The organism is Actinomycetospora rhizophila (genome assembly GCF_042657905.1).
Lineage (GTDB): Bacteria > Actinomycetota > Actinomycetes > Mycobacteriales > Pseudonocardiaceae > Actinomycetospora > Actinomycetospora rhizophila.
In genome coordinates this window covers 1-19793 of the sequence record NZ_JBHSKG010000019.1, presented here as the reverse complement: position 1 = coordinate 19793, position 19793 = coordinate 1, and the positions used below count along the sequence as shown (strand labels likewise).

Annotated in this window: 14 protein-coding genes and 1 pseudogene; 7 read left to right on the top strand and 8 right to left on the bottom strand. The window is 76.0% G+C overall.

Annotation, left to right across the window (positions count from 1 at the left end):
• Nucleotides 1-325 precede the first annotated feature (325 nt).
• On the bottom strand, nt 326-2524 hold the full coding sequence (locus tag ACFPK1_RS26835) for a heavy metal translocating P-type ATPase (RefSeq protein WP_378024013.1): 2199 nt from the start codon (nt 2522-2524) through the stop codon (nt 326-328).
• Nucleotides 2521-3153, bottom strand: a complete 633-nt coding sequence (locus tag ACFPK1_RS26830) for a vitamin K epoxide reductase family protein (RefSeq protein WP_378024012.1) — start codon at nt 3151-3153, stop codon at nt 2521-2523. Before ACFPK1_RS26830 ends, ACFPK1_RS26835 begins: the two co-directional genes overlap by 4 nt.
• Before the next feature lie 134 nt (nt 3154-3287).
• Here ACFPK1_RS26830 and ACFPK1_RS26825 point away from each other — a divergent pair, with 134 nt between their 5' ends.
• A complete protein-coding gene (locus ACFPK1_RS26825) occupies nt 3288-3947 on the top strand; it encodes a hypothetical protein (RefSeq protein ID WP_378024011.1) in 660 nt (219 codons plus the stop codon).
• A gap of 592 nt (nt 3948-4539) precedes the next feature.
• Here ACFPK1_RS26825 and ACFPK1_RS26820 read toward each other — a convergent pair.
• From ACFPK1_RS26820 to ACFPK1_RS26800, 5 genes are read right to left on the bottom strand one after another with little or no spacing between them, the layout of a single operon-like run.
• Nucleotides 4540-5739: an acyltransferase family protein gene (locus ACFPK1_RS26820; protein ID WP_378024010.1), complete on the bottom strand. Its 1200-nt coding sequence runs from the start codon at nt 5737-5739 to the stop codon at nt 4540-4542.
• Entirely contained in the window at nt 5736-7493 is a 1758-nt protein-coding gene (locus ACFPK1_RS26815; protein WP_378024009.1) for an ArnT family glycosyltransferase, read from the bottom strand. Before ACFPK1_RS26815 ends, ACFPK1_RS26820 begins: the two co-directional genes overlap by 4 nt.
• Nucleotides 7490-10246 (bottom strand): glycosyltransferase, encoded by a 2757-nt coding sequence (locus tag ACFPK1_RS26810; protein WP_378024008.1) that lies wholly within the window; start codon nt 10244-10246, stop codon nt 7490-7492. Before ACFPK1_RS26810 ends, ACFPK1_RS26815 begins: the two co-directional genes overlap by 4 nt.
• Nucleotides 10243-11826, bottom strand: coding sequence for a glycosyltransferase family 4 protein (locus ACFPK1_RS26805; protein WP_378024007.1), 1584 nt, complete (start codon nt 11824-11826; stop codon nt 10243-10245). Before ACFPK1_RS26805 ends, ACFPK1_RS26810 begins: the two co-directional genes overlap by 4 nt.
• On the bottom strand, nt 11823-12878 hold the full coding sequence (locus ACFPK1_RS26800) for a glycosyltransferase (protein WP_378024131.1): 1056 nt from the start codon (nt 12876-12878) through the stop codon (nt 11823-11825). The genes ACFPK1_RS26805 and ACFPK1_RS26800 overlap by 4 nt, the downstream gene beginning before the upstream one ends.
• Nucleotides 12879-13226: 348 nt before the next feature.
• Here ACFPK1_RS26800 and ACFPK1_RS26795 point away from each other — a divergent pair, with 348 nt between their 5' ends.
• The 6 genes from ACFPK1_RS26795 (at nt 13227) to ACFPK1_RS26770 (ending at nt 19609) form a co-directional block, all read left to right on the top strand.
• Nucleotides 13227-13979, top strand: coding sequence for a hypothetical protein (locus ACFPK1_RS26795; RefSeq protein WP_378024006.1), 753 nt, complete (start codon nt 13227-13229; stop codon nt 13977-13979).
• Between the two features lie 2 nt (nt 13980-13981).
• Nucleotides 13982-14590, top strand: coding sequence for a hypothetical protein (locus ACFPK1_RS26790; RefSeq protein ID WP_378024005.1), 609 nt, complete (start codon nt 13982-13984; stop codon nt 14588-14590).
• Complete coding sequence (locus ACFPK1_RS26785) at nt 14587-15552, top strand: hypothetical protein (protein ID WP_378024004.1); 966 nt, start codon at nt 14587-14589, stop codon at nt 15550-15552. The genes ACFPK1_RS26790 and ACFPK1_RS26785 overlap by 4 nt, the downstream gene beginning before the upstream one ends.
• A complete protein-coding gene (locus ACFPK1_RS26780; RefSeq protein ID WP_378024003.1) occupies nt 15549-16751 on the top strand; it encodes an OmpA family protein in 1203 nt (400 codons plus the stop codon). Before ACFPK1_RS26785 ends, ACFPK1_RS26780 begins: the two co-directional genes overlap by 4 nt.
• A gap of 262 nt (nt 16752-17013) precedes the next feature.
• Nucleotides 17014-18708, top strand: a complete 1695-nt coding sequence (locus ACFPK1_RS26775; RefSeq protein WP_378024002.1) for a glycine/sarcosine N-methyltransferase — start codon at nt 17014-17016, stop codon at nt 18706-18708.
• Between the two features lie 157 nt (nt 18709-18865).
• The gene (locus tag ACFPK1_RS26770) at nt 18866-19609 is read left to right on the top strand and encodes an LLM class flavin-dependent oxidoreductase (protein WP_378024001.1); all 744 of its coding nucleotides are present in this window, start codon (nt 18866-18868) and stop codon (nt 19607-19609) included.
• On the opposite strand, the pseudogene ACFPK1_RS26765 reads toward ACFPK1_RS26770, so the two are convergent.
• Nucleotides 19606-19793 (bottom strand): annotated as a pseudogene (locus tag ACFPK1_RS26765) (IS630 family transposase); the annotation flags it as partial. The gene ACFPK1_RS26770 and the pseudogene ACFPK1_RS26765 sit on opposite strands and share 4 nt — an antisense overlap.

Below are 19793 nucleotides of genomic sequence, written 5' to 3'. Positions count from 1 at the left end.
CGGGTGCTCCGGCGAGGCGGTGTCATCGTCCCGGCGGAGCAGCTGGAGCGATCACCCCCGGTGCGCGGAGATCAGGAGCACGTGGTGCACCGCGGCGCGGCCCGAGACGGGCACCGGGTGCTCCTGATCAAGGGCCGGGACGCGGGCGTGCGGGGTGGGCGGCGGCGCCGGCGTGGGCGGAGATCATGAGCACCTCACGTGCGCCGCACCGCCACCCCGGGTGCACCGTGTGCTCCTGATCCCCCGGCGACCGACGCCGCGCGCGGGCACGCGACCCGAGCAGTCGGTCCCCGACGCGTCCCGACCGAACAGGCGGACCGGCGGGTCAGCGCCCCCGCAGGCGCAGGCTCGAGGTCACGACGAGCAGCGACGACAGGGCCATCGCGAGCCCCGCGAGCAGCGGGTTGAGCAGGCCGGCGACGGCGAGCGGGATCGCGGCGACGTTGTAGCCGAACGCCCAGCCGAGGTTGACGCGGATCGTGCGGTGCGTGGCTCGGGCCAGCGCCAGCGCCTCGGGGACGGCGGTGAGGTCGTCGCGCACGAGGATCACGTCGGCGGCGTCGAGGGCGACGTCGGTGCCCGTGCCCACGGCGAGCCCGAGGTCCGCGGCGGCGAGCGCGGGGCCGTCGTTGACGCCGTCGCCCACCATCGCCACGACGGCGCCCGCCGCGCGCCGCGTGGCCAGGAACGCGAGCTTGCCCTCGGGCAGCACGCCGGCGACGACCTCGTCGATCCCCACCGCCTCGGCCACGTGCCGCGCCGCCCGCTCGTGGTCGCCGGAGAGCAGCACCGGGTGCAGCCCGGCCTCGCGGAGCATCGCGACGGCCGGGGCCGCGCTGGGCTTCACCTCGTCGGCGAGCACGACGGCGCCCTGCACGCGCGAGTCCCACCCCACGGCCACCACCGTGTGCCCGGCCTCCTCGGCCGCCGCCCACTCCGGAGCCAGCGACGCCGGCACCGCGCCGACCAGGTCCGGCCGGCCCACGGTGACGGTCACCCCGGACACCACCGCCCGCGCTCCCAACCCCGGCAGCGCCTCGAAGTCCTCGGGCTCCGCCGGCGCGTCGCCTGCCGCCCCGGTCGCGGCCACGATCGCCGTCGCGATCGCGTGCTCCGACCCCCGCTCGACGCCCGCCGCCCGCGCGAGGACGAGGTCGCCCCCGAGCACCGACACCACCGTCATCCGGCCCGTGGTCAGCGTCCCGGTCTTGTCGAGCACCACGGTGTCGACGCGGCGGCTGGTCTCCAGGGCGTGGTGGCCCTTGAGGAAGATGCCGCGCCGGGCCCCGCGGCCGGAGGCGACGACCATCGCCATCGGCGTCGCGAGCCCCAGCGCGCACGGGCACGCGATGACGAGCACGGCCAGCGCCGGCGCGAACGCCCCCGCCGCGCCGGCGCCCGCGAGCCACCAGCCCGCGGCCGTGAGCGCCGCCAGCACGACCACGACCGGCACGAACCACGCCGAGATCCGGTCGACGAGGCGCTGCACGTCGGCCTTGTCGGCGCGCGCGTCGCGGACCAGCCGCACCATGCCGGCCAGGGCCGTGGCCTCGCCGACCGCGGTGGCCTCCACCACGAGGCGCCCGGACACCGCCACCGTGCCGCCGACCACCCGGTCGCCGACCCCGAGGTCGTCGGGCACCGGCTCGCCGGTGAGCATGCTGCGGTCCACCGCCGAGCGCCCGGCGACCACCCGCCCGTCCGCGGCGACCTTCTCGCCGGGCCGCACCACGAACCGCATCCCGACGGCGAGCGAGTCCACCGGCACCCGCGTCTCGGTGCCGTCGTCGGACAGCACCGCCACGTCCCGCGCCGCCAGCCGCGCGAGCGCCGCGAGGGCGTCGCCCGACGCCCGGCGCGCGCGGCGCTCGACGTAGCGCCCGGCGAGCACGAACGTCGTCACCCCCGCCGCGACCTCGAGGTACACCGGTCCCGCCGGGTGCAGCAGCAGTTCCCACGTGCTCGCCGCCGGGGCCGGCGCGGCACCCCCGAGCAGGGCGCCGAACGACCACACCGTCGCCGCGACGATGCCCAGCGAGACCAGCGTGTCCATCGAGGTCGTGCCGTGGCGCAGGCCGGCGAGCGCGCGCCGGTGCAGCGGCCACGCCGACCACGCGACGACCGGCGCGGCGAGCACCGCCAGCACCCACTCCCAGCCTCCGAAGCGCAGCGAGGGCACCGCGGTCATCACCAGCGCCAGGTCGGCCACCGGCAGGAACAGCGCCGCGGCGACGACCAGCCGACGCCAGAGGTCGCGCAGCTCGACGTCCTCGTCGTCCGCCGGCTCGCCATCAGGGGCAGCCGCCGGCCGCGCCGTGTAGCCGAGCTTCGCGACGGTGTCGACGACGGTCGCCGTCGTGACCTCCGGCGAGTCGATGACGACACGGGCGCTGTCGCCGGCGAGGTCGACGGTCGCGGCGACGCCGTCGATCCGGTTGAGCCGGCGCTCGATGCGCGACGCGCAGGCCGCGCAGGTCATCCCGCCGATGTCCAGGTCGAGGACGGCGGCAGCGGGTGCGCTCACCGACCCACCAGCCCGGCGGCCCAGGCGGGGAAGGTCGCGACGATCGCCACGACGATCGCGAGGTACCAGGCCGCGAGCCCCCAGCCGTGCCGGCGCAGCGGGGCCGGGGCGCCGCCGAGGTGCCCCGCGCGCAGGTCGTGCACGGTCACGAACCAGAACATCGCGATCACCGCGACCCACGCCACCATGCACCAGGGGCACAGGGCGTGGATCACCACGAGGCTCTGGACGATCAGCCAGTGCACGAACAGCAGGCCCAGCGTCGTGCCCGCCTGCAGGCTCCACCACGCCCAGCGGGGCAGCGCGACGCCGCCGAGGACGAGCGCGCCCATCGCGGCGGCGACCGGGAAGGCGACCAGGCCGATCACGGGGTTGGGGAACCCGAGCAGCGACGCCTGCCACGTCTTCATGATCGTCCCGCAGGACAGCACCGGGTCGATGCTGCACGACGGCACGAACGTCGGGTCGGCGAGCAGCGCGAGCTCGTCCAGCAGCAGGAGCAGCGAGACGACCGCGCCGGTCAGGCCCCCGACGAGCAGGACGACGCCGACCGCGCGGGTGCCCGGCGGCTCCGCGGCGGGCTCCTCGACAACCGGGGCATCGACCCCGTCGGCGACCTGCGTGTCCACGCCCCGATCGTCCTCCCGGAGCACGGGAAAGGCCTCGGTGGGGGCTGTTCGGCTGACCACGTCTGCTGGTCGTCGCGGGGGGCGATGCGGTTCCCGCAGCCACGTAGTCGGCGAGCGTCACCCCGGAGCGCGGGGTGTGCAGGTCCTCCTCGAACGCGAGCAGGAACGTCGCGAGCCCGCACGCCCGCGCGTACGCCGGGGCGCGGCGCACCTGCTCGATCTCGGGATCGGAGTCGGCGGCGCCGCCCGTGGTCGCGCCGGGCGGGCCGGGGTTCTCGCCGACGACGGGCAGCCCGGCGCGCGCGGCCAGGGCGCGGGCGAAGCGCAGGTTCGACCAGCGCTCCACGCGCGTCGTGGGATCGAGCGCGACGTCGGGGTCCCCGGGCGCGCACGTGTCCTCGGGCGGATCGAGGGCCCGCGCGCGGACGGCGGTGGCGTCGTCCACCGAGGTCAGGCCGATCACCACGGGCCCGGGGACCGCGGCGGCGATCCCGGGCAGGGCGGCGACGTGGTCGAGGCCGCGGCCCAGCGAGCCGTCGCGGTCGCCGTGCCCGTCGAGCAGCGAGCCCACCGCCACCGACCGGTCGGCGGGCAGCACCCCGCGCCCCGGCACGGGCAGGTGCACCTGGCCGGTGAACCCCGCCGCGCGCAGCACCCAAGCCTGCGCGGCGAGCGCCTCGACCAGCGCCCCGGAGTACCAGCCGAACCACTCCCCCGCCCCGGCCGCCGTCGCCGTGCCGCCCGGCCACTGCGCCGAGCCGGGCACCCAGCCGGGCATCGGCGTCGGCCGCTGACCCGGTGCGAGTCCGGCACCGGTCTGCGCCGGCGCGCCGAACGCCCACCACGAGTTGATCCCGTACCCGGACTCGTGCGGTCCCGGGTAGCCGATCTCGCCGGCCGCGCTCGTGCCGACCCGGATGCCGGTCAGGCGTGCCGCGGGCAGGGCGGCGACGAGGCGGGCCAGGTAGTCGTCGAGCGCCGCGCGCGGGGCCGCGGCGAACACCAGGTCGACGCCGCCGGAGCGGGGCACGGCGCCGCGCTGGTCGCGCAGCAGCGCGTCGGGCAGCGCCGACACCCACGACGGCGGGTACTGCGCGCCCGACCCCAGCACCACGCGCATCCCCGCGTCGAGGCACCGCGCGACCCGGGCGGCGAGCCCGTCCACGGCGGCCGCGTCGAGGTCGCCGGGCCGCGGCTGCAGGCGGTCCCAGTGCGCGTCGACGACGGCCACCGTCAGCCCGGCGCCGCGCTGGGCGGCGAGCCGGTCGGGCGCGCAGGCCGAGTCGACCACGCCCCACGCGGGCTGGGCGACCGCGGGCGCGGCGTGCGACGGGCACGCCGCGCCGCTGAGCAGCAGCACGCCGGCCACGACCGGCGCGAGCGCCCTCACCGCCCGGTCCGCGCCTCGTCCCGGGACGGCGGCGTGCTCTCCACCGCCGCCTCCGTCTTCTCCTCCACCGACGCCCTCGGCGCCTTCGCCGGCCGCTTGACCAGCGCGCGCATGATCCGCTGGCCGGGCCTCTCCACCAGCACGAACGCGAGCCAGCCGCACACCGCGACCCCGGCGAGCAGCAGCGCGATCCCGAGCCAGCCCCAGCCGCCGGGGAAGGTCCGCGGGTTGATCAGCAGCGACGCCCCCAGCAGCCACGGCACGTGCGTCAGGAAGATCGCCACGCTGACCTCGCCGAAGACCATGCTGGAGCGCGTCGACAGCGCGCGGTCGAGCCACCCGCGCTCCTCGCCGAGCGCGAGGACGGTCAGCCCGACCACCGGCAGCGCGTACATCGTCGAGACCTCGAGGGTCGACATCAGCACGATGAGGGCGAGGCCGAGCACCGCGAGCGGCCCCGTCCACCGGCCCGCGAGCGCGGGGAGGCGGCGGTCGACGTGCACGAGCTGCTGCAGGCACGCCCCGGCGAGGAAGAAGCCCAGCGCGCGCGGCAGCGGCATCGCGTACGTGATCGTGGCGTCGTCGAACCCGATGACCGAGTAGGCGACCAGCGGGATCGCGCAGGCGAGCAGGTAGCCGACGACGCAGGCCGTGCGCGTCCGCAGCGTCAGCACGAGCGGCTGCAGCAGCGGGATGAGCAGGTAGCAGAACCACTCCGCCGACAGCGACCACACCGGCCCGTTCCACGTCAGCGCGTCCGCACCGCCCCAGCCCGAGGTGAGCGTGATCTGGCGGAGCAGGTCGACGCCCAGGTCGCCGCCGTGCGGGATCTCCCGCCCGATGGCCCGCGCGCCGAGCACGGCGCCGACGAGCACGGCGAGCACCGCGAGGTGCACCGGGTAGAACCGCGACAGCCGCGCCCACAGGAACTTCCCGAACGCGCCCCAGCCCGGCCAGCGCGCGAACACCCCGCGGTAGCCGGCGGTGATGACGAAGCCGGACAGCACGAAGAACAGGTCCAGCGCGACGTAGGCGTGGTGCCAGACCGGCAGGAAGAACGGCGCGGTCAGCGGCACCAGCGCGATCGCGAACGGTGCGAGGTGCACCGCGACGACCACGACGGAGAGGTAGCCGCGGATGCCGACCAGGCTCCTGATCAGTCCCTTGGACGTCGGCTGACCAGGGGCGGCGCTCATCGCGGCGGCCCCGGGGCGACCGGCGGGGTGCCGTCGAGCGGTTGGTTGAGGTCGTAGAGCCGCAGGTCGCCCGCGGTGCGCCCGTGCGCGGTGAACACGAGCGTGTAGCGGCGGGCGAGCTCGTCGACGAGCTCCGGCGAGGCCGGGGCGAGCCCCAGCTCGGAGAGCTCGGTCGAGACGACCGCGTAGCGGGAGAACGTGGCCCGCGCGTCGTCCACCGACGTCAGCTCGTGGATGCCGAAGCCGGGGAGGACGAACTGCGCGGTGTGCTCCCCGACCGCGACCTCGTTCTGGACGTCGATGTTCGCGTACATGTACTCCACCAGCTGCAGATAGGTGTCGTCGCGGGCGGTGCGCAGGGTGAACCAGATGATCGCCGAGGAGGTCAGCACGAGGGTCACGACGACCGTGAGCGCGGTGCGGCCGGCGCCCTGCCAGGACGCCATCTGCGTGAGCAGCATCGCCACGACCACCGTGGACGGGACGGCGAGCAGGTAGAACGTCTGCTCCTCCACCTCGCCGAGGCCGAACGTGTAGACGATCGCGCCGAGCACGCCGGCGAGCCAGCACGTCAGCAGCCCGAGGTCGTCGCCGTCGCCGCGCAGCGCGTGCGCCCCGCGCGTGCGCCGGCCGTGGGCCCCGCGGTCCTCGCGCGTCACCCGCAGCGAGCGCCACCCGATGAACAGCAGGTACGACGCGTAGGTGCAGGCGACGCCGATGAGCAGGTACGACGGGAAGAACCACACGCCCTGCACCAGCAGGCGGTCGACGAACGACGGGGCGTGCCCGGAGTTGAACCCGGTCTGTTTGAGGATCCCGATCGCGCGCAGCGTCCCCGCGATCGTCTGCTCGAACCAGGGCCCGATGTTGCCCGTGGCCAGGACCCAGACGACGTAGGTCGCGTACACCGAGCACTGGATCGCGAGGACGCCGACGGCCTCCTTGCGGCGCAGCCCCCACGACGTGACGATCATGATCAGGAGCGGGAACGCGGTGATCAGCGCCGCGGTGCTCTTGGTGGTGATCGCGATGCCCCACGCGAGGCCGCCGACCGCGAGCCAGGCGAACCGCGCCCGCCGCGACGGCTGGTCCACCGCGACGAGCAGCGCCAGGATCCCGGCGAGGGTCCCGAACATCATCGGCGCCTCGAGCATGAGGCGGCTGTCGAAGCGGACGACGAACGGGTCGAGGGCGTAGACCAGCCCGGCCAGCAGCGCCGCCCACGGCCCGACGACCCGGCGCGCGACCCCCACCACCAGCAGGACGTTCGCGGCGGCGAACCCCAGCTCGATCGGGCGCAGGCCCAGGACGAACGGGACGGTCATGTGGTCGACGGGCTGGTCGATGAACAGCCCGAACAGCGCGAACAGCAGCGGCGGGTGCAGGAAGAACGGCTCGCCGAAGAGCTCCGGACCGTGCCCCGCCGCGAACGAGTTGCCCACGTCGGCGTACTGGATCTCGTCCATGAACAGCTCGTACGCCGACGCCTGGTGCCACGCGCGCAGCGCGACCGTGCCGGCGCACAGCGCGGCGAGCAGCACCCAGAAGACGACCCGGCGGGTGCGCCCGCCCGCGGCGGACTCCTCGCGGCGCCGGCGCTCGCGGATCGTGCGCCGGCTGCGGCCGGGCACGGGGGCCGGCGGCTCGTGGTCGCGGTCGGGGTGCAGCGTGCGGGTGATCGGGTCCCGCGCCGGCTGCTCCCGCAGCGGCACCAGGGCGGCGAACGACCCGCGGCGGGCGGCGCCGGTGGTCACGACGGGACCTCCACGGGGACGGGCGCGACGCCGGCGGCCGCGCGCAGGACGCACTCCTGGGTGCGCGCAAGGGCGTCCCAGTCGTGGACGGCGGCGAGCGCGGGCCCGCGCTGCGCGGCGGCCTCGCGCAGGCCCTCGCAGCAGGCGACGGCCCGCAGCGCGGTGGCGAGCGCCGTCACGTCGGCGCCGTGGTCGCCGAGGTAGGGCACGAGCACGCCGGCCTCCTGGCGGACGACCTCGCGCAGGCACGGGATGTCGTACGCGACGACGGCCGTGCCGCAGGCGAGCGCCTCGGCGGCGACGATGCCGAAGGTCTCGAACCGCGACGGGACGACCGCGAGGCGGGCGTTGGCGACGAGGTCGTACTTGGCCTCGCCCGACACCCAGCCGGCGAAGTGCACGCGCTCGCCCACCCCGTGGCGCTCGGCCCGCTCGCGCAGCACGTCCTCGTCGGGCCCGGTGCCGGCGAGCACGAGCCGCCCGCCGATCGTGCCCGCGACGCGCGCCCACGCGTCGATCAGCAGGTCGAGGCCCTTCTGCGCGATCTCGAGCCGCCCGACGAACACGACGTCGGTGCCCGGTCCGCGGCGGCGCGCGCGGAAGGCCTCGGGGTCGACGCCATTGCCGATGACGGCGACCTCGGCGCGCGGGTTGCTCGCGAGCAGCGCGTCCGCGACGCCCTGCGACATCCCGATCAGGCGCCGGTGGCTGCGCACCCCGAGCCGCTCCACCCAGTGCAGCGGCAGCCGGTACTGGCGCGACTTCTCGCGCGCGTTGAGCCACTGCACGATCCCGACGGTCGGCGCCGGCGACCAGCGCGGCACCGACACCGACGAGATCGGGGCGAAGAAGTCCTCGACGACCACGTCGGCCTCCACGCCGCGCACGACGAAAGGCAGGCGCGCGACGTAGGCCAGCAGGCGGGTGAGCCGGTGCGCGCCGCGGCCGAGGTGCACCCAGCGCAGGACGCCGTCGCCGAGGTACTCGGTGCGGTCGCGCGCGTCGGGGAAGCCCTGGACGACGACCGTGAGGCGGTGCCCGGCGGCGGCGAGCCGGCGGTCGATCTCGGCGGTGCGCTTGGCGCCGCCGCCCGAGCCCGGCATCTCGGGGTCCTCGAACGCGAGGTGCAGCACGTGCATCCCGCCCGGTGCGGGGCACAGCTCGCCCCGCGGGTCGACGGCGGCGCGCAGGCGGCCCGTGACCACGGGGAGCCCGACGACGCCGATCCCGAGCACCGCGACCGCGAGCACCCAGAGCGGCAGCACCGCGCGCGTCGCCCCCAGCAGGCCTGCGGCCAGCGCGGCCCAGAGCAGCCCGCGCACGACCCACGCGACGAGCCCGGCTCCCGCGCGGCCGCCCCGCGGGCGGTGGCGCACGCCGAGCACGGTGAGCAGCAGCGCCCCGCCCAGCGCGCCCGCGGCGGTGCCGGCGGCGAGGCCCGGGGCGCCGTCGCGCAGGCCCAGGGCGATCCCGGCGGCGAGCGCCGCGGCGGCGAGCACGAGCGCGACCGCCAGGGAGCGCCGCGCCCCGACCGCGAGCAGCAGCGTCGCCAGCACCGTCGTCGCCCCCAGCCCGAGGCCGGCGAGCGCGAGCGCGGGCAGCAGCGCCAGCGAGGGCGCGTACGCGGCGGGCAGGACCAGGCCCACGATCACCGGCGGCACCGTCGCCACGACCGCCGCCGCGGGCACGGCCAGCCGGACGAAGGTGGACAGCGCCTCCCGCAGGGCCCGGTCCCTCGCCTCCTCCGCGCCGGCGCGGGGCAGCGCGCGCAGCACGGGGAAGCTCACGAGGGCCGTGCCGACCGCGACGTACACCGGCGCCTTGGCCAGCGTCGCGACGGCCTGGTACCCGGCCGCGGCGACGACGCCGACCCGGGAGTCGGCGACGTTCGCGACCACCACGACGTCGGCGGCCGCGAGCGTGGAGAGCACGAGCTGGACGGCGGCGACCCCGCCGGTCTCGGCCCAGCGCGCGCGGTCATGGAGGATGCGGCGCAGGGGCGCGAGCCCGGTGTCGTGGGCCGCGCGGTGGGGAGTGAGGGCGTCCCCGGGTGCGTGCGACGCCGCGAGGGCGTCCCTCGCTGCACCACCCCGGACGGCGCGTGAGCGCCCCGCGGCCAGGAGCACGACCACCGCGCCCGCCGCGAACGCGCCGACGGCACCCGCCGCGCCCGCGCCGAGCAGCACCGCGCCCACGCCGACCGCCAGGCGCACCGCCACCTCGGCGACGGTGAGCAGGGCGTAGCGCACGAACCGGGACTCGCCCTGCAGGCGCCCCCACACCGGCGCGATCGCGAACAGCGCCCAGGCCGACAGCCCGGCCGCCAGCGCTGTCGCGGCGGCCGCGAAGCCCGCGACGACCGCGCCGAGCACCAGGCCCGCGGCGAGCCCGACCAGCACCGAGACCGCGGTCGCGAAGGTCAGCGCGTCCCGGCGGGCGGCGCTGCCGGGCGGGTGCGCGCGCACGACGTGGGCGAGCGGCAGCGGCACGAGCGCCGCCGAGGCCACGCCGGCCGTGCCGACGAGCGCCGCCGCCCCCGCGAACGCGGTGTACTCCGCCGGCGCGAGCAGGTGCGCCAGGACGAGCGTGCACGCGTAGCTCAGCAGCCCCACGAGGCCGGCCGAGGCGGAGAGCAGCGTCGCGTGCCCGCCCGTGGTGGCGGGCGCCGCCGGCGTGCTGGAGCCCGCCCCGGTCGCCGGTGGCGGGGGCACGGCGGCGACCGGGGGGACGATCTCCGGGGCGACCCCGGTCATCGGCCGCGTCCGTGGGACGCGGCGCTGCCGGCACTGGTGGCTCTGGCCGCGCGGGACTCCACCAGCGCGGGCCCCCCGAGCAGCTCGTGGCGCGACGCCAGGCGCACCCGCGGGTCGACCACCCCGATGCGGGCCAGCGTGGCGAGCGCGTCGACCTCGTCGCACCCGCGCAGTAGCGCGGTGACCTGGTCGCCCCGCACCGCGCACTCGTCGGTGAGGCGCAGCGCGGCGGCCGCGGCGGCGGGGTCGTGGTGGACGAAGCGCGCGAGCGTCGTCATGTCCGAGCGCGCCTGGCGGCGGGTGGCCGCGCGCGCCAGCAGCGAGCGGTCCGCCGGGGGCAGGTGCGTCTCCTCCGCGCCGGAGCGGTGGAACCCGCTGATCTCGGAGACCAGCACGCCCGCCAGCAGCTCGGCGGAGCGGTCCCAGGAGAAGCAGCCGGCCCAGCTGCGGCAGTCGTCGGCGACCTCGCGGGCCCGCACCGGGTCGGCCAGCTCGCGCAGCACGCGGGGCAGCGCGGCGGCGAGGTCGTCGACCCCGTCCACCAGCCAGCCGGTGGCGCCGTCGACGACCGAGTCGCGGATGCCCGGCGCCCGCAGCGCGAGGCAGGGCACGCCCTCGGCGGCGGCCTCGAGCACCACGCAGCCCCAGCCCTCGCCCTCCGAGGTGCTGGTGGTGAGCCACGCGGTGCTCATCAGCTCGTCGCGCTCGTCGTCGGGCAGGCGGCCGTGGAAGCGCACGACCCGGCCCAGCCCGAGCTCGACGGCCATCCGCCGCAGCTCGGTGAGCTGGGGGCCGCCGCCGACGACCTCGACGGCGAGGTCGGGCACGTCGGGCAGCGCCGCCGACACCGCGTGCAGCAGCAGGTCGATCCGCTTGTGCGGCACGAGGCGGCTGGTGACGACGATCGTCGGGGTCCCGGCCCGCCGTTGCTGCCGCTGCTCCGCCCCGGGCCGCCCGGCGCACCCGTTGGGCACCACCTCGATGACGTCGCCGAACTTCAGCCGGCGGCGCAGCTCCTGGCGCGTCGACGCCGACACCGCGACGGTGCGGCGCCCGCGGTAGACCCGGCGGGCGACGCGGCCCTCGAGCAGGCGCCCGACCGCGGCGCCGGTCGCCGAGAAGCGGGTGGAGAACTGGTCCTGGTGCACGTGGTGCACGACCTGGATCACCGGGACGTCCCCGCGGGTGAACAGCGGCGAGAAGAACGGGATGCCGTTCTGGCAGTCGACGATGGCGTCGAACCCGCCGCCGTGGCGCAGGAGGTCGACGGCCGCGCGCAGGTAGACCGACATCGTGCCGCCGGCGCGCCGGATCTCGACGCCGTCGATCTCGTCGCGCGCCGATTGGCCGGCGTCGCGGGCGGTCAGCCACACGACCTGGGCGCCCGCCGCGGCCCAGCGCGTCGAGATCTCGTGGGCGTAGGCCTCGGCGCCACCGGCCTGCGAGTGCCGGACGTCGCGCCAGTTGAGGACGAGGATGCGCCGGCCCGCGAGGCGGGACAGGGCGCGGCCGCCGACGAGGACGGCGGGCTCGCGCGCCCCGGCGTCGGTCGGCGGGCCGGAGGGGACGGTGGTCGTCATGCGGGGCTCCCGGCGGCGGCGCGGAAGGCCGCGCTGGTGGTACGGGCGGGGGTACGGGTCGCGGCGAGCTCGTCGACGGCCTCGTGGAGCGGCCGCTCGGGACGGCCGCCGCCGAGCTGGGCGTGCAGGCGCGCGACGGCGCTGAACGCGGCCAGGCCGTCGCGGACGGGGCGCAGGCTCGAGCCGGCCGCGTCGGTCCACGTCACGGGGATCTCGACGATCCGGCCCCCGTCGTCGCGGACGTGGCGCAGCAGCTCGACGTCGAACGCGAAGCCGACCGAGCGCGAGCGCCACAGCGCCGACTGCACGGCCGCGCGGTCGAAGAACTTGAAGCCGCACTGGGTGTCGCGCACGCCGGGCAGCAGCGGCCGGGAGACGGCGCGGAAGGCCGCGCCGCCGAGGCGGCGCCCCAGCGGCTGGCGGGTCGCGATCTGCGCGCCGGGGGCGTGCCGCGACCCGATCGCCGCGGCGGCCCCGCCCTCGAGGGCGTCCATCACCGGACGGAACGTCTCCAGCGGGGTGGACAGGTCGGCGTCGGTGAACCCGACGAAGCGCGAGCGGCTCGTCCGCAGCCCGCGGTAGACCGCGGCGCCCTTCCCGGCGCGGGAGCAGCCGATCGCCACGACCTCGACGCACCAGCCCGTCGCCACGTTGCAGGCGCGGCCGTCGACCGCGAGCACCGAGGCGGCGGTGTCGTCGACGCTGCCGTTGTCGACGACCACGACGCGCGAGGTCCACGGCTGTTCCGACAGGAACGCGACCATCGCGGCGAGGGTCGCGGGCAGCCGCCCGGACTCGTTGTAGGCGGGGATGACGACCTCGAGGTCCACGGGGTGCCGCAGCTCCCGCGGCTCGGCGCCCGCGGGCCCCGCCGCGCCGTGGCGCTCGTAGTCCAGGAGGGCGTCGCTCGCCTCCGTGACGCGCGCCGCCACCTCGGCGACGACGCCCTCGTCGACGGCGTCCACCAGCTCTGTGCGGCCGACCCCCGCGACCACCTCGGCAGGCCCGAGGCCCCCGGACCGACCGGGGAGCGCGGGGTGCGGCGCGGTCATGTCGCTCACCGACTCCACTGCGTTGTGCACCCTCTAGTTATCAACCGTATGGCCCAACACTTAACCCATATGCCACGGAGGCCCAGGAGCGGGTGGGCGAGAAAAGCCCAGGTCGAACGGTGCGGGTCGGCCGATCGAGGCACGCGCGCGGACGGCGATTTCCGCCCCTTCGGGTGACGGGGCGCGCGGCGTGTCGTCCACCGGCGTGCCGCCCGCCGGCCACCGAGATCCGGTCCGGGTGCCGATCGCCGCGACCGGCACGCGGGGGGTCGGCCTAGACTCGTCGGAGGCGCCCGTCACTCCACAGGGCGATGCAGGAGGAACCCGCCAGGTGGAACGGCCCGCCCGATGACCTCGGAGACGACCCCGGGGACGACCCCGGAGACGCGACGATCCCGGCGATCGGCCGGACCCTCGCGCGGCGCGACCACGTCCCCTCTGCCCCCGTACGGCCTCGTCGCCCGCGTCGGCGACTGGTGGCGGGCCCGGGCGGACGGCCGCGCGGGGCTGCCCAGCCTCGAGCCGGGCCGCCCGGCGGGCACGCCGGCGCTCGAGGAGCTCCACCAGGACTACCTCGCCCGCGTGCACCGCGAGCGCCTGCGGCTCGACCTCGAGATCGCGCCCCTGCACGAGACCCGCGCGCAGATCGCCGTGCGCGTGCCCGCCACCGAGGACGCGCTCGCCCGGGCCCGGGCGAGCCTCGACGCGCTCCCGGTGCTGCTCGACGCCGAGGCGCTCGCCGTGCGCCGCGGGGGCGAGACCCACACCGCCGCCGACGTCGTCGCCGCCCGCCGGGCCCGCGAGCACGTGGCGCGCCGGCGCCCGCTGGTCGACGAGGCCGCGCGCCTGCACAGCCAGCTGACGCAGATGCGCACCGAGGACGCCCGGCTGGGCAGCACGATCCGCTCGTGCGAGCTCGTCGGCGCCACCCGGATCCGCCGCCTGCACGCCTTGGTGATGCGCCGCATCAGCGCCTACGAGCGCCACCTCGTGCGCCACCACCCCGCCGGCGACCGCATCGGCCCGGCGCTCGTGGCCCAGCACCCCGCCGTGCCCGACTGGGTCGTCGCGGCCGAGACCGCCGACCCCGGACAGGAGTAGCCATGGCCCGCAGGATCTGGCAGCGGCGCCGCCCGGAGGCCGCCGCGCCCGTCGCGCCGACCGGGGGTCGGCTCGCGAGCATCTCGGCGGTCCCGGGCGGGACGGCGACGCCCGAGGAGCACCGGTTCGCGCAGGTCTACGCCGCCGACCGCGTCGGTCCCATGCCGTACCCGAACCAGGCGACGCCGGACGTCGCCGCCGCACGCGGACGGGTCCGGGCGCTGGTGGAGGGGATGCTCGACGGCGTCGACGAGGGCAGCGGCCGGGCGCTCGACCCGCTGATCGCCTCGATCGCGTCGGGCTGGCTCGCCCGCGTCGACTCCCAGCACGCCGACCACCACGCCGTCATCGACCGGCTCGTCGGCGGCGCGCGCCAGCAGCTCGCCGAGGCCGAGGCCGCCCACGAGCGCGACCGCCGCGCCCTCGAGATCGCGCGCCGCGACTACGCCGAGGCCCGCGAGCGGCTGGGTGAGCCGGTGGGTCCCCCGGCGGGGGAACCGCCGGGGGACGGAGCGCCGCGGAGCGCGGCACGGGCACCGGGTGGGACCGCCGACGCACCCGCGCCCGTCGACCCGCCGACCGGCCCCCTCCCCCGCGAGGAGCGCCGATGAGCCGCGGCGACGGCGCGCGTCCCCGCTCCTACCGGGACGCCACGCTGCTGATCAACCGGTCGCGCGAGGACCACCTCGCGCTCGTGATCGTCCTGCTGGCCATCGGCGGCGACATCGCGGCCTTCTACGTCGTGCTCGCCCGCGTCTTCCGGGGCTCGCCGCTGCTCATCGCGGTCGGCACCGTGGGGTTCGCGGCGGCCGCGGTCGGCCTCGCCCACCTGGTCGGCCAGGGGCTCGCGCGGCGCCGCTGCGGCGACCCGCGGGCGTCGCTGGTGCTCACGGTGCTCGCCGCGGTCACCTGGTTCTCGCTGGGCGCCGCGGCGTTCTACACGCGGCTGATGACCCCGAGCAGCACCTCGTCGGGCGGCTTCGGGTCCGGGGGCTCGTCCAGCGGGTTCGGCTCGGGCGGGGGCGGCGGCTTCGGCTCCGGGGGCGGCGGTTTCGGGTCCGGCGGCGGGGGCTTCGGCGGGTCGTCCGGCGACATCGAGCTGACCGCTCTGCTGCCCGCGCTGCTGTTCGGCGCGCTGTTCCTCGCCAGCGGGATGGCGGCGATGATCGCGACGTTCGTGTCGTTCAACCCGGTCGCGAGCGCCCTGCGCCGCGCCGAGCGCCGCATGCGCGAGGCCACCGAGCGCGAGCGCGCCAGCCGCGCCGAGCTCGAGCGCGCCCGCGAGGCACTGCGCCAGCAGGAGAACGAGCGCGCCCGCGAGGACCAGCGCTGGCGCGCGGCCCGCCAGCAGGTCACCGCCGAGATGCTCGAGCTGCAGAACTACGCGCGCACCCTCATGGCGTCGAAGAAGGCCGACCCGTCGGTCACCGACGGCCTCACCGATTCCTCGCCCTTCCCGCTGTTCACGCCGGCCAGCGACGTCGTGCCCGGCGAGGAGGCACCCCCCGCGATGCGGGCCGACGCGCCGCCGTTGTCCACCGCCGACACCGCCCCGAACGGAGACCCTCGTTGATCCACCGGCGGGCCGTCCTGCCCTTGGTGCTCGCCGCCGCGCTGCTCGCCGGCTGCTCGAGCGGCGACGACGCCGGGGGCGGGTTCGCCGGCGGGGGCGGGGGCGCGCTGTCGTGCCCCGTGCCGGTGGGCCCGATGGCGTTCGCGGTGTCGGGCCGCGCGAACTCCCCCGAGCCGGGCCTGCCGCAGGCCGTCCAGGACGCGACCGTGTCGGTGCTGACCCGCGCGGTCGACCAGGGCTACCAGCCGCGCGTCACGCTGATCAACCTGGACGGGCGCCCCACCTCGGCGGGCAGCGACACGTTCTCCAGCGACGCCGGCAACGGCATCGCCGCCGAGGACGACCGCAACCAGTTCACCAGCGGCCTCGGCGAGGCGCTGACCGGGATGCGCGCGCAGGCCCCCGAGGCCGACGTGCTCTCCGCGCTCGACCTCGCCGGGCGCTCCGCAGGCGGCAACCGTCCGGGCACCGTCGTCCTCGTCGACTCCGGGCTCTCGACCGTCGCCCCGCTCGACTTCCGCCAGCGCGGCCTGCTCGACGCCCCGCCCGCCGAGACCGTCGAGGCGCTGCGCGCGGCCAACGCCCTGCCCGGGCTGCAGGGCGTCACCGTCGTCCTCGCGGGCCTCGGCGACGTCGCCGAGCCCCAGGCGGCGCTCGGCCCCGCCCAGCGCTCCTCGCTGGTGGCGCTGTGGACCGCGGTCGCCGAGGCGGGCGGCGCCTCCTGCGTCGCCGTCGTCGACGAGCCCCGCGGCGGCGACGCCCCGAGCGACGTCCCGCCGGTGAGCCTTGTCGACGTGCCGCCGCCGGTGACGATCACGCCGGGACAGACCACCGCGCTGCCCGACGACAATTCCGTCGGCTTCCGGCCCGACACCGCGGAATTCCGCGACCGGAATGCGGCCCGCGCGGTCCTGACGCCGTTCGCGCAGTTCCTGGCGGAATCGCCGGCGCGGCGCCTCGCGCTCACCGGCACGAGCGCGCGGGCGGGCACGCCCCAGGGGCAGGTCGATCTGTCGACCCGGCGGGCGGAGGCGGTGAAGGCGCTGCTGGTGGAGCTCGGGGCGCCGGCCGACCGGATCAGCACGCGCGGTGTGGGCAGCCAGTTCCCCGGATACGTGAACGACGTCGGGCCGGACGGCCGGCAGCTGCCCGGTCCGGCGAGCGCCAACAGGACGGTGATCGTCGAGCCGACCGGGTAACCGGACGGTGACACGGCGTCACCGGGCGCCGCGGTTGCGCATTCCCGAAGAAACGTGGCTGCCATCACAGCACGATGTGGTCACGGAGATCCCCATCCGCGCACACCCGGTCGGAGCAGCGCCGATGGCGCTGATCGCGCTAGCCGACGGGGTCCGGACTGTATCGATTCTGTCGACCGTACGACCTCGGGCCGGGTTCCCGGAGGCCCCGCGTCTGCCTAGCGTCGTCTCCCCGGAAGCGTCACCGACGTCCGGAGGACACATGACCGCAGCCGCAGACCGGAGCCCCGACACCGCGGCTGGCCTCGACGAGTACACCGAGGCCGATGTTCATCAGGAGTTCGGCGAGAACCCGAACGAGGTCCGAGACACGAACCATTACCAAGAGGAGTACGTCAAGGGGTTCGTGGACAAGTGGGACGACTACATCGGCTGGGAGGGACGCGCCGCCAGTGAGGGCTCGTTCTTCATCGACCAGCTGAGCGCCCGTGGGGTCGAGAAGGTCCTCGACGTCGCCACCGGCACCGGGTTCAACTCCGTGCAGCTCCTCAAGGCCGGCTTCGAGACGGTCTCCGCCGACGGCAGCGCGGAGATGCTCGCGAAGGCCTTCGAGAACGGCCGCCAGCACGGGCACGTGCTGCGTGTGGTCCAGGCCGACTGGCGCTGGCTCAACCGCGACGTCCACGGCGAGTACGACGCGATCATCTGCCTCGGCAATTCCTTCACGCACCTGTTCAACGAGCGTGACCGCCGCAAGGCCCTCGCCGAGTTCTACGCGATGCTCAAGCACGACGGCGTGCTGATCCTCGATCAGCGCAACTACGACGAGATCCTCGACAACGGGTTCTCGTCGAAGCACAAGTACTTCTACTGCGGTGACACCGTCACCGCGGAGCCCGAGTACATCGACGACGGGCTCGCCCGGTTCCGGTACACGTTCCACGACGACGGTTCCGTGTACCACCTCAACATGTTCCCGCTGCGCAAGGACTACGTGCGCCGGCTCATGCGCGAGGTCGGGTTCCAGAAGATCGACTCGTACGGCGACTTCCAGGAGACCTACGGGACCGAGAGCCCGGACTTCTGGATCCACGTCGCGGAGAAGACCTACCGACCGGATGACGAATTGAGCGAGAGCTACTCGACCGCGGTCCACACCGCGCGCGACTACTACAACTCGACCGACGCCGACACCTTCTACCACGAGGTCTGGGGCGGCGAGGACATCCACGTCGGGCTCTACGACTCGCCCGACGAGGCCATCGCGCCGGCCTCGCAGCGCACCGTCGAGCGCATGGCCGAGGGCATGGGCATCACCGCGGAGACCCGCGTGCTCGACATGGGCGCGGGCTACGGCGGGTCGGCCCGGTGGCTGGCCAGGAAGTACGGCTGCCGCGTGACCTGCCTGAACCTCTCCGAGGTCGAGAACGAGCGCAACCGCGAGAAGAACCGCGCCCAGGGCCTCGACCACCTCGTCGACGTCGTCGACGGGTCGTTCGAGAGCATGCCGGTGCAGGACAACTTCTACGACCTCGTGTGGTCGCAGGACGCGTTCCTCCACTCCGGCGAGCGTGCCCAGGTCGTCGAGGAGATCGACCGGGTGCTCGTGCCCGGCGGTCAGGTCGTGTTCACCGACCCGATGGCCGCCGACGGTGCCGACGTCTCGGCGCTGACGCCGATCCTCGCGCGCCTGCACCTCGACACCCTCGGGTCGCCGGGCTTCTACCGCCAGGAGTTCGCCAAGCGCGGCTACTCGTCGGTGGAGTTCGAGGACCACACCGCGCAGCTCACGACCCACTACGGGCGCGTGCTCTCCGAGCTCGAGGCCGCGGAGCCGACGTTCAAGGGCGCGATCTCCGACGAGTACGTCTCGAACATGAAGACGGGCCTGAAGAACTGGGTGAACGGCGGCAAGAGCGGCCAGCTCGCCTGGGGCATCTTCCGCGTCAAGCACTGAGGCCCTGAAGCACTGAGCCCGACACGGGGCCGGCCCGGGACTCCGTTCCCGGCCGGCCCCGTTCGTGCGCCCACGGGGCGCCGCACGGGGTGTGCCAGCGTGGCGGCCACGCTGACGCTCAACGTCAGAAAAGCCCCCAGCTCACCGGGGAGGGTCCATGCGCCTGGGCGCCACGCTCGTCCACCTGACCCCGGCGCCGCCGTTCCCGGTCGCCGCATGGGCGCGGCGGCTGGTGGACGCGGGCTTCGAGAGCCTCTGGACGCCCCAGCTCATCGGCCGCGGCGCGCTGGTCCCCGACCCGTTCGTGACGCTGGCGGTCGCCGCGACGGCCGTCCCGGACGTCGAGCTGGGCACGGCCACCGTGCAGGTCCCGCTGCACCACCCCGCCGATCTCGCCCACCGCGTCCTGTCGCTCGCGGCGGTCTGCGGCGACCGCCTCACCCTGGGGGTCAGCCCGGGCTCGACCGCCGCCGACTTCGCCGCCCTCGACCGCGACCACGCCGCGCGCTTCCGCACCTTCCGCCGGGACGTGGCACGGCTGCGGGGGCTGCTCGCGCACGGCGGTGACGAGGACGCCGACCTCGCCCCCGCCGGGACCGTTCCCGCACCGCCCCTGCTGCTCGGGTCGTGGGGCGCCAACGTCGAGCGCGCCGCGCAGGAGTTCGACGGGTGGGTCGCGTCCGGGTACCGCCGCACCGCCGACGAGATCGTCGACGCCCTCGCGCGGTTCCGGGCGGCCGGCGGCGGCCGGGCGGTCGTGTGCGCGATCCCGGTGTCGGGCGACCCCGGCCCCACCCGCGAGGCGCTCGCCGGCTACGCCGAGGCCGGCGTCGACGACGCCGTCGTGCTGTTCGCGCCCGGCGGACCGGAGCCCGCGCGGGTCCGCGCGCTGCTCCCCTAGTGTCCTGAGTCGTAAGTTCGCCAGCGGTTGCAGTAGTTGGCGATGCTGTCAAGGATGTCGTCGGCGGTCTTGGTCCAGACGTAGGGCTTGGGGTCGTCGTTCCAGGCCTTGATCCAGGCGCGGATATCGGCGTTGAGCGCGGACACCGAGCGGTGCGCCGAGCGTTGCAGCTTCTTGGTGGTCA

Coding starts and splice junctions, on each gene's coding strand:
- ACFPK1_RS26800 (WP_378024131.1), bottom strand. CDS start 12,878: ATGACCGCGCCGCACCCCGCGCTCCCCGGTCGGTCCGGGGGCCTCGGG.
- ACFPK1_RS26805 (WP_378024007.1), bottom strand. CDS start 11,826: ATGACGACCACCGTCCCCTCCGGCCCGCCGACCGACGCCGGGGCGCGC.
- ACFPK1_RS26770 (WP_378024001.1), top strand. CDS start 18,866: ATGCGCCTGGGCGCCACGCTCGTCCACCTGACCCCGGCGCCGCCGTTC.
- ACFPK1_RS26790 (WP_378024005.1), top strand. CDS start 13,982: ATGGCCCGCAGGATCTGGCAGCGGCGCCGCCCGGAGGCCGCCGCGCCC.
- ACFPK1_RS26785 (WP_378024004.1), top strand. CDS start 14,587: ATGAGCCGCGGCGACGGCGCGCGTCCCCGCTCCTACCGGGACGCCACG.
- ACFPK1_RS26810 (WP_378024008.1), bottom strand. CDS start 10,246: ATGACCGGGGTCGCCCCGGAGATCGTCCCCCCGGTCGCCGCCGTGCCC.
- ACFPK1_RS26775 (WP_378024002.1), top strand. CDS start 17,014: ATGACCGCAGCCGCAGACCGGAGCCCCGACACCGCGGCTGGCCTCGAC.
- ACFPK1_RS26795 (WP_378024006.1), top strand. CDS start 13,227: ATGACCTCGGAGACGACCCCGGGGACGACCCCGGAGACGCGACGATCC.
- ACFPK1_RS26820 (WP_378024010.1), bottom strand. CDS start 5,739: ATGAGCGCCGCCCCTGGTCAGCCGACGTCCAAGGGACTGATCAGGAGC.